Origin of the sequence: Paraburkholderia podalyriae (assembly GCF_014397785.1) — a bacterium.
Lineage (GTDB): Bacteria > Pseudomonadota > Gammaproteobacteria > Burkholderiales > Burkholderiaceae > Paraburkholderia > Paraburkholderia podalyriae.
Genome location: NZ_VZQQ01000025.1, coordinates 82,709 through 95,453, shown reverse-complemented (window position 1 = coordinate 95,453; position 12,745 = coordinate 82,709). Strand labels below are relative to the sequence as shown.

The following is a 12,745-nucleotide window of genomic DNA, read 5'->3' as shown; positions in this document are numbered from 1 at the left end:
GTCGGCCAGCTTGACGAGCTCAGGATCGGGTTTCACTCGTTTGCTGCGTTTCGCTACGGTCATCGTCGCTCCTGTTACTGGCAGTCTCCTGCCAAATGACCGTTTACACAAAGCTATTTACACCCTCTTTCTTGATTTCTTGTCGGTCTATTAGCGTTGCCCCTGTGCGGGGCGGCACCTACTTTCTTTGCTGCTGCAAAGAAAGTAGGCAAAGAAGACAGCTTCAAACCGCAAACTCTTAAGCGGGTCCCCTGGCTTGGAAGGGGTAGTGGTGCATCTGGAATCCGTGCTCCCGCACATTCGGCGGTAGTGACAACGCAGTCATTCTTCCGGCGGCGCTGCGCGCGCCGAAACCCCGTTCCAAAACCATCGGTCGGTTCTCCTGGCAGACCCGTCCGCGACGCACGCAGTGCGGCGTGGGAGCGGATGACGGCTTTGTCACCAGGGTGGAATGTGCGGGGGCACCGACTCCAGATGCACCACTACCTCACGCAGACCGAGGGACCCGCCTATGAGCTGGCGGTGTAAAGCTGTCTTCTTTGCCTACTTTCTTTGCAGCAGCAAAGAAAGTAGGTGCCGCCCCGCACAGGGGCAACGCTAATAGACCGACAACAAAGCAAGGAAAGGCCAACACAGCAAAGAACAAAGACAAAAGAGCACAGGCAAAAAAAAGAAAACCCATTTGGAGCAAACCAGTGATCGACAGAATAACTGCAATGCGCACATTCATCCGAATCGTGGACACCAACAGCTTCACCCGCGCAGCGGAGTCATTGAACATCCCACGCGCAACAGCGACGACAATCGTCCAGAACCTGGAAGCCCTGCTAGGCACAGCGCTATTGGTCCGCACGACCCGCCGTCTAAGCATCACGCCTGAAGGCGCCGCCTACTACGAACGCTGCGCGCAAATCCTCGCCGACATCGACGAAATGGAAGCCAGCATCCGCAATTCGACCGACAACCTGACCGGCCGCCTACGTATCGAAATGCCAGGCGCCGTCGCAAGCGCAATCGTGCTTCCGTCGCTAGACGACTTTCACACCCGCTATCCGAACCTCGACCTCGCGATCGGCGTCAGCAACCGCACCGTCGATATGGTTTCCGAAGCAATCGACTGCAGCATCCAGCTCGGTGAATTGCCCGATTCCAATCTCGTCGCGCGTCAACTCGGCACGCTCGATCAGGTGACCTGCGCGAGTCCGGCCTATCTGACCCGCCACGGCACGCCCGTCGATCTCGACGAGTTGCGCGCGCACGTCGCGGTCAACTGCGTGTCGCCGCATAGCGGCCGCGAATGCGACTTCGATTTCGAAGTGGATGGCGAAGCGCGCAAGGTCAAGCTCAACGGCTTCGTGCAGGTCAGCGACGAACAGGCGTACCTGACCTGCGGACTGCAAGGACTCGGCATGATCCAGCCCGCCCGCATCGCCGCGCAGCCCTACCTCGATTCGGGCTTGCTGCATGAAGTGCTGCCGCAATGGAAACCCGTGCCGATGCCGGTCTCGGTCGCCTATGTGAAGAACCGCCGCGTGTCGCCGCGCGTGCGCGCGTTCGTCGACTGGCTCGCGGAGCTGTTCGAGAACGCCGGGCACGTCGAGCAGGATCTGTCGCGGGTGCGTCAGTTGCTGCGCGGCCTGCATCCCGCGTGAAGCGGGTGCGCTTGCGCGTTCACTGGTCCAACGGCCGCACCGGCACCGGCCGCGTCAACAGATCGACATAGAAATCAAAAAACGCCGGATTATCGAATCGCTTGACGACCGTCATCTTCTGCAATCCCGGCGGCGGTGAACTCGTATAGCCCGTTGCCTTGCCATCGTTGGCGCCGAAGCTCGTGTCCACATCCACCCACGCCTCGACGGTCTGCGTCGCGAACGACGGATGCATCAGATACGCGAGCGTCAGCGTGTCCCAGATGTTCGTCGTGTAGTTCGGATTGGTCTCGAAGCCGTTCTTGCCGTCGGAACCGTAGCCGTTCAGCGTCTTGAACAGTTGCGTGACGATGGTCTGCTTCGCCGGATCGTGCGCGACGCGATCGTACAGCGCCTTGTCCATTTTCACGGTATCCGTCGCGTCGAGCGGGATCACCGTCTGTTTGATCGGCAGACGCAGGACCGCTTTCGCCGCTTCGGGATCGAACCACCAGTTGAACTCGGCGGTGCGGGTGGTATTGCCGGGTACGTCGATCGCGCCGCCCATGTAGATGATCTGCTTGATCTGCGGCACGATCTCTGGATGCTCGCGCGTGGCCAGCGCGATATTGGTCAGCGGGCCGATCGCAAGGATCGTCACTTCGCCCGGATAACGCTTGACCGATTCGACGATGAAGTCCACCGCGCTCTGGCTCTGCACCTTCGTGTGCGTCGCGAAGCCGTCCGGCGGCGCGACGAGGTCGCTAGCCGATTTTGGCTCGGGCTTGCTCCATGCGCCAATGTAACCGTCACCGCCGGGGAATTCCTCCAGTTCGCGCTGGATCGTCCCAAAGTCGTGCGACAGCGCGTAATTGGCGCCCGCATAGATGCCGATCTGTCGTTCGACGCCAAGCCGCTCGACCGATTTCAGCGCATCGGCAACACCCTGCTTTAGCCACTGATTGCCAGACACCACGGTAATGCCGAGCACTTTCAGCGAGCCCTGCGCCTGCAATTGCGCGGCCATCACGCCGAGCTGGCCGTCGTCGCCGAGCGTGTTGTAGTCGCTGTCGATGATCACCTTCGGCGAATCGCTCCGGGCATCGAGACCGCTGCTGCCGCAAGCCGTGAGAGGGAATGTGGTTGCCACGCTTGCCGCCCAGAACAATGCCACGAGAATTCGCCTCATCGATGCCTCCTTCGGAATGCCTCCGGGTGACGCGGACTGACAATCAACGCGCAAGCGACAGCGACAGCGAAAACAAAAGCGGCTCGCGACGCCACTGCAACGTCACGAGCCGCCTCAATTACCGCGCTGTCGAATTCCGTTACTGCGATTCCTCCGCCCACACGGCGTTCTCCCGCGTCATCAGCGCGGTCGATGCCGCCGGTCCGAACGTGCCCGCCGAATACGAGCGCGGCCGCTCGCCCGACTTCGCCCAGCCCTCGAGAATCGGCTCGGCCCACGCCCATGCCGCTTCGAGTTCGTCGCGGCGCATGAAGTGCGTCAGACGTCCGCGGATCACGTCGATCAGCAGACGCTCATACGCTTCCGCGCGACGCTCGGTGAACGCCTGCTGCAGGTCCAGGTTCAGGCTCACCGGCAGCATGTGCATGCCGCTGCCCGGCTCTTTGGCGAGCACCTGCAGCTGGATCGACTCTTCGGGTTGTAACTGGATCACCAGACGGTTGCCGTAGGTGCGCCCACCGCTCGGGATGATCGAGAACGGCAGATCGGAGAATTCGATGACGATCTCCGACAGCTTCTTCTGCATCCGCTTGCCGGTGCGCAGGAAGAACGGCACGTTGGCCCAGCGCCAGTTGTTGATCCGCGCGCGCAACGCGACGAAGGTCTCGGCGCGGCTGCCCGCCGGCACGTTGTCTTCCTCGAGGTAGCCCTTGACCGCCTCGCCATCGACCGCGCCGGCGGTGTACTGGCCGCGCACCGTGTCGCGCGCGATGTCCTCGGGCGTCATCGGCCGCAGCGAGCGCAGCACCTTCAGCTTTTCGTCGCGCACCGCGTCGGGATCGAGCGACACCGGCGGCTCCATCGCGACGATGCACAACAGTTGCAGCAGGTGGTTCTGCACCATGTCGCGCAGCGCGCCGGTCTTGTCGTAGAATCCCGCGCGGCTGCCCACGCCGACCGTTTCGGCCACCGTGATCTGCACGCTCTTGATGTACGGCGCCTGCCACAGCGGCCCGAAAATCGGATTACCGAAGCGCAGCACCATCAGGTTCTGCACGGTTTCCTTGCCGAGGTAATGGTCGATCCGGTAGATCTGCGCTTCGTCGAAATGCTTGCCGACCGCGTTGTTGATCTGCTGCGCGGACGCAAGGTCGTGGCCGAGCGGCTTTTCGAGCACGACGCGCGAATTGCCGTCGACGAGCCCGGCCGACGCCAGGTTATCGCAGATATGGGTGAACAGATCCGGCGACGTCGCCAGATAGAACACGCGGTTCACGCCGTCGCGCGACGCTTCCTTCAGGCGCAGGTAGTCCTCGGGCGCGTCGACGTCCATCCGCACGTATTCGAAAATCGCGAGAAATTTGTCCCACGCGGACGCGTCGAACGCCTTCTTTTCGATGAAGGGCTTCGCCTTCTGCTCCATGAATTCGCTGATGTATTCATCGCGCGACCAGGGCTTGCGGCCGATCGTCAGGATGCGGCTGTCCGGCGGCAGGTTGCAGTGCAGATGCGCCATGTACAGCGCGGGCAGCAGCTTGCGGAACGACAGGTCGCCGGTGCCGCCGAAGATGATCATGTCGAGCGGCAGGTCGGGTGTGGCGGAAGCTTGTTGGGTCGTCATGGCACGGTCGCAGCGTCTAGGGAGAAGGCGTCGATCAGAAATCGGCGGCTGGCGGACAGGCTACGGCTCACGTCCGCTATGGCGCTTATTCCGGCAAACATCTATGGTGCAACGTTTTGAGATAGTTTGCACGGCAACATCTGCCGCAGGGTAGCGCAAGTTGCCAACCTTGCACGCCAGACGGCTGTTTCTTCGGGATATTTTCGCGATTTTTTCTGCCTCGGCCGCTGGCCGTCAGCCCAGCGCCAGCGCGTCGCGCGCGACCCGGCACGCAGCCAGATCCCACGCCGCGCAGCCGACGCTCTTGAACACCACCGGCCCCACCGGCGCGGGCCGCGTCTGATCCAGCACCGCGGCGATCCCGCCCACCCGCGCCCAGTCGACGCCGGCCTGGATGAAATCGCCGGCCTCGTGCTGCGCGCCGGCCAGGTCGTCGACGAACAGCGCGCTGCCGGCAATCGTCGTGGCGCCGATCTCGACCATCTGCGGCGTGAAAGCGCCGACGCCGATCACGAGCCGCCCGGCACGCGCCGTCTCGTCATAAACCGGCTGTTTGCTGGTGGTCAAGGCGATCACGACGTCGACCGAAGCGGGAATCGCCGCGCCTGCTTGCGCGAGCGGCCGCAACTCGCGCACCTTGCCGCGCTGGGCCGCGCAGAACGCGTCGGCGCGCGCGGGCGCGCTGCCCTGGACCCATACGCGCGCGTCGGGAAACAGCTCGCCGATCGCCTCCAGATGATTGAGCGCTTGCGTGCCGGTGCCGATCAGCAGGAATTCGCGCGGCGTGCTCCCGGCGAACGTCGCGATGCCGAGCATCGACATCGCCGCGGTCCGGCGACCCGTCACGGTCGGACCGTCGAGGACGAACAGCGTCTCGCCGGTATCGGCATCGAAGACCATGACTTGACCGTGGATCGTCGGCAGATGGCGCGCGCCGTTGGTCGCGCACACGTTGACGAGCTTGTGGATCGCGAGATCAGGCGCGGTGGCGGGCATCGACAGCATGATGCCGCCGGCGTTCAGCGGCACCACGAGCCGCTCGGGGCTCGCGATGCGCGCTTGCGCGTAGTCGATGCTTGCGCGCCTCAACGCGTCGACAAGCGCTGCGTAGGGCATCAGCCGAGCGGTGGCGGCGGCGTCGAAGATCTGCGTGGTCGGGCGGGTCATGGACGGTCCAGTGCTGGATGGAGTGGGGATGGCGTCACCGTAACCGAGCGCAAAAAAGTTCGCCAGTCGTGAGCCCGTTCTGCCGCCCGCCGGCTTTGTCGGGGTTTTAGTCGCCGTTCTTGCCGCGGCCGAGCGTCATCCCGCGCTGCGCATAGAAACGCGACATCATCGCGAACGACAGGTACACGTCGGCCTGATGCGGCGCGACGCCCGACGGGTTGTGAAACCACACGCCGTCGCGATCGCGGCCGTGCAGCAGGATCAGATGACCGCCCCGCTGCCGGTTCGACCGCTCCGGATAGCGGATCTCGGGGCTCACCGACACGATCGCGAGCGTATCGGCGTCGAGCCGCGCCGCGATCTCCTCGAGCGACGCCTGCGGCAGCACGTCGATCTCCAGGCCGAACGCGGCGCCCGCCCAGTCGGCGAACGGCCGGTAGATCAGACCGTCGACGCCGCCATCGTCGCGCAGCCGGTACACGCCGTGGCGTAGCGCGTCGTCGAGCAACGCGGCGCGCGGCGCGTGATCGATGCCCCAATAGTCGAGCGCCGATTCGAGGCAGGTCAGCCCGCACAGGCGTTGCGCCCAGAAACGATAGCGCTCGGGGTCGGCGAAACCGCTGCGCTGCCAGTGCGGGTCTTCGCACGGGTCGCGCCGCTGTTCGACGATGTCGCGCACCCACTCGGGGCTGCCCCATTGCGAGTAGTACGGGACGTCGGCGTGGCGGAGGACGGGTTCGGTCATCAGGGGTATCGGTCGGGTCAGGTTGCGCGGCGGGGTTACAGCATGCTACGCGGCCGCTTCATCGTGCCGTCGAAGAAACGCTGCAAACGGAACGCCGATAGATCCAGCGACGCCTCGCCGCCATCGTTGAGTTCAGCGAGCAGCTTGCCGACGATCGGCCCCATCGCGAAACCATGACCGCAGAAGCCGGTCGCGACGGTCAGGCCGGGGACCTGCGGCGGCGCATCGATCACTGGAATGCCGTCGGGCAGCACGTCGATGAGCCCCGCCCACGCCTCGACCACCTGTGCGTCGCGCAACGCCGGAAACAGCGCGCGCAGCTTCTTCAGCGCGCGCGGCGCATGGCGCGTGTTCGGCTGCGGATGCGGGTCGCGCGGATATAGCACGCGTTCGGCGTCGGGCACGCCGCCCGGCAAACGCTCGCGCAGATCCCGCAGACAGGCGCCGTTCAGATGGAAGCTGAACTTCTCGCGCTGTGTCCACAGTTCCGGCAAAAACCATTTGAGCGCGCGCAAATGACCGAGCGTCATGTCGACGTCGACCTGCATGTCGTCGGCGAGATTGATCGCGCCGTTCGCGCGCTGCCGGATGCCGAGGCCGTGGCCCCAGAACGTCGACGCCGTGACCGGCGGCAGCGGATTGGTGCGCATGCAGGTGCCACGCACCGCCTGCTGCGGCAGTTCGAGACCCAGCGTCCTGAGCAGGCGCCAGCTACTGGCGCCGGCTACGCAGACGAAACGCGCTGTGCGAATCGTGCCGCGCTCAGTGACCACACCCGCAATCGCGCCGCCCCCGCGTTCGACGCCGAGCACGCCGCAGCCCTCGAAAAACAGTGCGCCGGCTTCGGCGGCGCGTGCCGCGAAGGCAGCGGCGACACGGCGCGGTTCAGCCTGACCATCGCTCGGCGTGTACAGGCCGCCGAGCGCGGGACCCTGCATGCCGGTCACGACGGCGTCGATCTGCCCGCGGTCGAGCGTGCGGGTGTCGAGGCCGTACTGACGCGCGACATCGATCCATTGCCGGAAGGAAGCCCAGTCTTCGTCATGGGTGGCGACATACAGGCAACCGCCCTGACGCCATTCGAGATCGAAGTTCAGCTCACGCTCGAGTTCTTTCCACAATGGAATGCTCGCCATCATCAGCGGTACCTCGGCGGCTTCGCGACCTTGCTGACGCACGAAGCCCCACGCGCGCGACGACTGCTGCCCGGCGATCCGCGACTTGTCGAGCACCGCCATCGACAGGCCGCGCCGCGCCAGGTAATAAGCGGCCGCGCAGCCCATGATGCCGGCACCGGCGATCACGACGTCGGCGTGGGTGGGGAACGGTTGATCGGCGCAAGTGAAGGTCGAGTGCAGCGGGTAAGTCGTGGTCATTGGGTGGGCAGGTCGCAGAGGTGGGCGTCATCTTCGCAGCGGGCGCCATTGTCCGCAATGCGAAGGCGGCCCGGGCATGCTCGACCTCGCGCGGATTCTGCAACAACCGGTCGGCTCGACACGATGCCGGCGCGCTGAACGCGCCCCGCCCGGGGGCGTCGCGGCTAGCAGCCGGTTCCGTCGCCTTCGGCACGGCTCATGCGTGGATTCCCCAACCGTTTCGTCATCGATTCAACGGTAGAATACTTTTTGATGCCTAACGCATCAAAGTCACCGGCACGGCCGTTGCGTCGCTTGCATCAGCGACCTCGGCGGGCGGTCTGACAAAATCATAATTTGTGAATTTATTTACGGTACATTTGCCTTCCCGCGTGGCCTATTCATGCGCATTGCATGCGCAAGCTCGGCCTGCGCCTGTCAAAAGCGCTCCACCTGTACCTATTAACCCGGCGGATTTTCACGCAGCATGGCCAACGAAACACACTCACCCGACTCCATCGCGGTTGCCGAGCGCGTGCGCGAGTTGATGAGCCGGCATGGAATCGGCAAGCGTCAGCAAACCACGGAGCTATGCCGCATCCTCGATCTGAGTTTTTCTCAGGGGCACCGCAAATTGCGCGGCAATAGTCCGTGGACCCTGTCGCAGATCAAGAAAGTCGCCGAGGTATTCGACGAACCCGCGGCGCAGCTGTTCGGCGCGCAGTCGCTCGATCCGGGCGTCGTCGGCGCGGTCGCCCAGGAGGCCGTGTTCTGCATCGGCGCGACCGAAATCGCCTGCACCGCGTGGGTCGGCGCCGCGCTCGAGCCGGGCAGCCGTCCGGAGTTCGTCGCGTATTCGCGGCTCGGTCAATGGCGCGTCGCGCGTCATGATGGCGCGCTGTATCAAACCGCGTACGAGGTTCACAAAATCGAGATCTATCCGCGCCGCGCCGAAACAGACAAGCCGACCATCGCGGTCGTCGACGACGACCGCTCGAGCGCCGACAACCTGCGCGACTATCTGGAGCGCAGCGGCTTCACGGCGGTCGCGATCTATGGGCTCGCGGCGTTCGGCGAGCAGTTGCAAACGCAGGTGTTCGACGGCGTGATCATCGACTGGCTGTTCGGCGCGCAGACCTCGGCGGCCGCGATTCGCGCGGTGCGCGCGTCGGAGAACCCGGACGCGCCGATCTTCGTGCTGACCGGCGAGCTGCTGACCGGCAAGGCCAGCGAATCGGAGATCAGCGAGGTGATCCGCGACTACGACGTCGCGTGCTACGAGAAGCCCGCGCGCATGGCGATTCTCGTCGCCGATCTGTCGAAGCGGCTGAATCGGCCCTGAATCGGTCCTGAATCGCGGGCGCCGACGCGCGCCCTGTGCGCGGCACCACCGCCGTCACGACCGATGCCGCGCCGCCAGCGCCCGCCGCAGCGCGTGCTTCAGATCCTCGTAATGGACTGGCTTTGACAGCGCCTCGAACACCGACGGCGCGCCCGTCGCGCCAGTTTCGCCATCCCGCATGACCTCCGGCGCGTACGCGCTGACCACGATCACCGGCACGCCCGCCGACGGTCCGCCGCGCGTCGCGAAGTCTTCGAGAAACGTGTAGCCGTCGCGCTCCGGCATGTGCAGATCGAGCAGCACCACTTCGCAGCGATGCGCGTCGAGCCACGCGAGCGCGTCGTTGGCATTGCCGAGTGCGACCGCGTCGTAGCCCATGTGCGCGACCATTTCGCTGAGCGACTCTCGGATCAGTCGGTTATCGTCGACGATCAGCACGCACGGCCGCGCGCCGCCCGGCTCGGCTTGCGCCGCGACGTCGGCCGGCTCGACCGTCGCGACCGGCACGACCGGAATGCTCACCGTAAATGTAGTGCCCTCGCCGAGCGCGCTCGCGACGTCGACCGTGCCGCCGAACAGCTTCACGAGCCCCTGCACGATCGTGAGGCCCATGCCCGCGCCCTCGAAGCGGCGCGTGCGCGACGCGTCGAGCTGCGTGAACTCCTCGAAGATCAGCGGGATCTGCGCAGACGGCACGCCCGGCCCGGTATCGCTGACGACGAAAACCAGCAGCGCCGGCTGCTGCCGCAGTTCGACGCGCACCGTGCCGGTCTCGGTGTAGCGGATCGCGTTGGTGACGAGGTTGTTGACGATCTGCCGGATCCGGTGCGGGTCCGACTCGACGAGCCCGCTCACGCCGCTCGCCTCGCTCTCGAGCTTGAGCCCGCGCGCCCTGGCGAACCTCGTGTGTTCATCGACGATCGACGCCAGCAGCTCGCGCGGCTCGAAATGCTGGTGCCGCAGTTCGAGCTTGCCGGCGCCGAGGCGCGCGTAATCGGTCAGATCCTTCATCTGCGCTTCGAGATGGCGCGCCGCGGTTTCGAGCCGCTGGATCACCTTGCGGTCGGCTTCCGAGTGATAGTTGAAGCCGAGCAGTTCGACCGACGACACGATCGCATGCAACGGCGTGCGCAGCTCATGGCTGATCATGCCGAGAAACGCGTCCTTCGCGAGGCTCGACTCGTGCGCCGCGCGGCTCGCCTGATGCTCGGCTTCCAGCGCCGCGCGCTGCTGACGCATCAGCCGCGTGCGGCGCCGGCCGTTGAGCGCGAGCAGCAGCGTCGCCGCCGCCGACAGCAACAGCAGCAACAGACCGCCCGCGAACAGCATGCGGCGCTTGTCGATGAAATCGCGGTTCATCGCCTCGCGGTCGGCGACATCGGCGAAACGGCGCGACAGCGCCAGATCGTTGACCTCGTCCCAGTGCTGGCGCAGTTGCGCGTCGATCCGCGCGGCACGGGCTCGGTCATGCGGCAGTACGTCGATCTCGGGCTGCAGTTCGTCGAGCACATTCTCGAGCGCGTTGATTTCGTCGAGCTGCCGGTGCAGCAGAGCGAGCTGCGCCGAGAGCCGCTGCGTCGAGCCGGCCATTACGCGCAGCTTCGATTGCAGCAGCTGGAAGCGCAGCAGCAGCCGCTGATAGTCGTCGTCGGCGCCGGACTGATACAGCAGCAGCTGGTTCTCGAAGCGCGCGTACGCAATCTGCAGTTGCGCGGCGTCCCAGTAGAAACCGTCGTAGGTGCCGGTCAACTGCTCGGTCGCGCGCGGATTCAACAGGTTCGCATACAGTAGATAGCCGATCGCGCCGACGGGTGCCGCGAGCGCCGTCAGCCAGATCAGCACGTACAACACGCGCCGCCACGGACGGCGCGCTATTTGACGATGAGGGCCTTGATCTGCCATACGAATTTCGAGTCGCCGAGCGCGCCAGTCAGTTCATCAGGAAAAGCGTCGCGCGGGTAGATCAGGAACAGCGGCCCGAAGTCGCTGAGTTTCAGGCGCTGGCCGTTCATGCTGTACGCGACGATCACGCCGTAGCGTTCGCAGTCCGCCATCGGCACGGTGTACGTGTAGTCGTCGAACGTACGGAGCTCGATTTCGGTGCCGTGCGCGCCGACGACCTTCAGGATGTCGGCGAGCTTGGGGCCGGTGAACGTCGAGCGTGGCGTCCAGGTGGTCGAGGTCGTGATCGTATGCACAGGCAGCGCGAGCAGCTGGGCCTCGCTGAAGTGATAAGTGCGGTGCGCGGCGTCGTTGGTGTTGGCGATCTTGCCCTGCACGTCGAGCGACAGCGCCGGCGACTGCTGCGCGCCCGGCTGCGCATCCGCAAAACCAATGGTCAGCCCGACGATCAGCCCCATCAGCCCCATCAGCGAGCGCATCCGCCAGGACACAGCCGTTGCGCCGGTCGCATTGCGCGGCGTTGCCATCACGTTGGCCATTTGCTTTTTTTATCCGTTTTCGTTGATTCGCCAGACTGCAGACGGCGACAGGGTCAGCCGATCTCATCGCATGCGAGGTATTGCGCCGTGCCGTCAGACGCGCGCCACCCCGACACGCGACCTTTGACCCGCATGCATAATATCGCCAAATCCACTGTCTCAAAAGCGGGGGACTCGCGGTGTCGCGCCTGGGCGTCGGTCGCGACGCGCGCATCCCCGCGGACCATTGCCTTCCATCGCGCCATGCGGCGCCTCGATAGTCATGAACAAGCCGGTCCTGCCTCTGACGTACGAACAGCTCGATCACTGGATCGAATCGCTGCAGCCCACGCTGCTCGCCGAGCGTTTCACGATGGCGCTCGGGATTCTGCGCGGCGGCGCACCGCTCGCGTTGATGGTGTCGCACGCGGTCGGCGTGCCGGTCGCGTTCCTGCGCTACGACCGCCAGACGCGCGCGGTCGCATGGGATTCGACGCTGCCGATCCCGCCCGCGGGCTCGAAAGTGCTGTTGTGCGAGGACATCGCCGGGCGCGGTTTTACGCTTGTCGATTGCATCGCGTTTCTGCAGGCACACGGGCTCGAAGTCAAAACGCTGACCGGCGCGGTCGATGATCTGAGCCGCGCGCAGCCTGACTACGCGATCGACGCGCGCGGCTACTTCGCCCTCTTTCCGTGGGAGCGCCAGGCGTACACCGAGCGCTACCGCGAGGACTGGGCACGCGTCGAAGCCGGCGCCGCGCCCGCGATGGCCAGCGACCACGAATACGCGACGTACGCAATCGACCTCGACGGCATCCTGCTGCCCGACGTACCGCTCGCGCGCTACGACGAGGACCTCGACGCCGCGCTCGCCGAGCGCGACGCGCTGCTGCCGTTCGAGGCGCTGCCCGGCATCGACCCGCGGCACGTGCGGACGATCATCACGGGCCGCCCGGAAATGGATCGCGCGCGCACCGCAGCGTGGCTCACGCGACACGGCTTCGCTCACCTGCAACTGGTGATGCGCGCGCCTGGCCTGCACGACGACAGCCCCGCCGGCGCGGCCGCGCACAAGGCGAGCGCGGCGCTGCGAGCGGGCGTCACGCACTTCGTCGAAAGCGATCCGGTGCAGGCGCTGCTGATCGCGCAACAGGCGCCGTTGCTACGCGTGATCTGGTGGGATGCGCTGACGCGCACGGGGATGCTGGTGAGCGCAAGGGCGTGGCGTTGAGCGCTACGTTCCGAGTGGGCGCTGCGCAATGCGGCGCCCGGCCG

At 65.4% G+C, this 12,745-nt stretch carries 11 protein-coding genes; 3 read left to right on the top strand and 8 right to left on the bottom strand.

The features are described 5' to 3' along the window. Positions 1-487: 487 nt before the first annotated feature. Complete coding sequence (locus F6X42_RS25810; protein WP_187636906.1) at positions 488-781, bottom strand: hypothetical protein; 294 nt, start codon at positions 779-781, stop codon at positions 488-490. Here F6X42_RS25810 and F6X42_RS25805 point away from each other — a divergent pair. After that, positions 696-1,652 (top strand): LysR family transcriptional regulator, encoded by a 957-nt coding sequence (locus F6X42_RS25805; RefSeq protein WP_187636900.1) that lies wholly within the window; start codon positions 696-698, stop codon positions 1,650-1,652. The two genes, F6X42_RS25810 and F6X42_RS25805, sit on opposite strands and share 86 nt — an antisense overlap. A 19-nt stretch (positions 1,653-1,671) precedes the next feature. Here F6X42_RS25805 and F6X42_RS25800 read toward each other — a convergent pair whose 3' ends face one another. From F6X42_RS25800 to F6X42_RS25780, 5 genes are all read right to left on the bottom strand, one after another. Continuing rightward, positions 1,672-2,820: a nucleoside hydrolase gene (locus F6X42_RS25800; protein WP_187636899.1), complete on the bottom strand. Its 1,149-nt coding sequence runs from the start codon at positions 2,818-2,820 to the stop codon at positions 1,672-1,674. A 139-nt stretch (positions 2,821-2,959) separates the two neighbouring features. Further along, positions 2,960-4,441 carry a glucose-6-phosphate dehydrogenase gene (zwf, locus tag F6X42_RS25795; RefSeq protein WP_187636898.1) on the bottom strand — a complete coding sequence of 494 codons (1,482 nt, stop codon included), beginning with the start codon at positions 4,439-4,441 and terminating at the stop codon, positions 2,960-2,962. Between the two features lie 234 nt (positions 4,442-4,675). Further along, positions 4,676-5,608, bottom strand: coding sequence for a bifunctional Delta(1)-pyrroline-2-carboxylate/Delta(1)-piperideine-2-carboxylate reductase (lhpI, locus tag F6X42_RS25790; RefSeq protein WP_187636897.1), 933 nt, complete (start codon positions 5,606-5,608; stop codon positions 4,676-4,678). Between the two features lie 106 nt (positions 5,609-5,714). Further along, positions 5,715-6,353 (bottom strand): cysteine peptidase family C39 domain-containing protein, encoded by a 639-nt coding sequence (locus F6X42_RS25785; protein WP_187636896.1) that lies wholly within the window; start codon positions 6,351-6,353, stop codon positions 5,715-5,717. 35 nt (positions 6,354-6,388) lie between these two features. Further along, positions 6,389-7,729, bottom strand: a complete 1,341-nt coding sequence (locus tag F6X42_RS25780) for an NAD(P)/FAD-dependent oxidoreductase (protein ID WP_187636895.1) — start codon at positions 7,727-7,729, stop codon at positions 6,389-6,391. A 466-nt stretch (positions 7,730-8,195) separates the two neighbouring features. On the opposite strand from F6X42_RS25780, the gene F6X42_RS25775 reads away from it, so the two are divergent. Next, on the top strand, positions 8,196-9,050 hold the full coding sequence (locus F6X42_RS25775; RefSeq protein WP_187636894.1) for a helix-turn-helix domain-containing protein: 855 nt from the start codon (positions 8,196-8,198) through the stop codon (positions 9,048-9,050). 54 nt (positions 9,051-9,104) lie between these two features. Here the strand turns inward: F6X42_RS25775 and F6X42_RS25770 are convergent, their stop codons facing one another. Both F6X42_RS25770 and F6X42_RS25765 read right to left on the bottom strand, forming a co-directional pair. Further along, positions 9,105-10,952 (bottom strand): ATP-binding response regulator, encoded by a 1,848-nt coding sequence (locus F6X42_RS25770; protein WP_187636893.1) that lies wholly within the window; start codon positions 10,950-10,952, stop codon positions 9,105-9,107. Further along, the gene (locus F6X42_RS25765; RefSeq protein ID WP_187636892.1) at positions 10,922-11,491 is read right to left on the bottom strand and encodes a putative pterin-binding protein; all 570 of its coding nucleotides are present in this window, start codon (positions 11,489-11,491) and stop codon (positions 10,922-10,924) included. The genes F6X42_RS25770 and F6X42_RS25765 overlap by 31 nt, the downstream gene beginning before the upstream one ends. 262 nt (positions 11,492-11,753) lie before the next feature. Between F6X42_RS25765 and F6X42_RS25760 the strand changes: the two genes are divergently transcribed. After that, the gene (locus tag F6X42_RS25760; protein ID WP_187636891.1) at positions 11,754-12,701 is read left to right on the top strand and encodes a phosphoribosyltransferase; all 948 of its coding nucleotides are present in this window, start codon (positions 11,754-11,756) and stop codon (positions 12,699-12,701) included. Positions 12,702-12,745: the final 44 nt, after the last annotated feature.

What these genes read in the sequence shown, in the direction of transcription:
- F6X42_RS25760 (WP_187636891.1), top strand. Translation starts at nt 11,754, where the DNA reads ATGAACAAGCCGGTCCTGCCTCTGACGTACGAACAGCTCGATCACTGG.
- zwf (WP_187636898.1), bottom strand. Translation starts at nt 4,441, where the DNA reads ATGACGACCCAACAAGCTTCCGCCACACCCGACCTGCCGCTCGACATG.
- F6X42_RS25810 (WP_187636906.1), bottom strand. Translation starts at nt 781, where the DNA reads ATGTTCAATGACTCCGCTGCGCGGGTGAAGCTGTTGGTGTCCACGATT.
- F6X42_RS25775 (WP_187636894.1), top strand. Translation starts at nt 8,196, where the DNA reads ATGGCCAACGAAACACACTCACCCGACTCCATCGCGGTTGCCGAGCGC.
- lhpI (WP_187636897.1), bottom strand. Translation starts at nt 5,608, where the DNA reads ATGACCCGCCCGACCACGCAGATCTTCGACGCCGCCGCCACCGCTCGG.
- F6X42_RS25780 (WP_187636895.1), bottom strand. Translation starts at nt 7,729, where the DNA reads ATGACCACGACTTACCCGCTGCACTCGACCTTCACTTGCGCCGATCAA.
- F6X42_RS25785 (WP_187636896.1), bottom strand. Translation starts at nt 6,353, where the DNA reads ATGACCGAACCCGTCCTCCGCCACGCCGACGTCCCGTACTACTCGCAA.
- F6X42_RS25800 (WP_187636899.1), bottom strand. Translation starts at nt 2,820, where the DNA reads ATGAGGCGAATTCTCGTGGCATTGTTCTGGGCGGCAAGCGTGGCAACC.
- F6X42_RS25770 (WP_187636893.1), bottom strand. Translation starts at nt 10,952, where the DNA reads ATGGCAGATCAAGGCCCTCATCGTCAAATAGCGCGCCGTCCGTGGCGG.
- F6X42_RS25765 (WP_187636892.1), bottom strand. Translation starts at nt 11,491, where the DNA reads ATGGCCAACGTGATGGCAACGCCGCGCAATGCGACCGGCGCAACGGCT.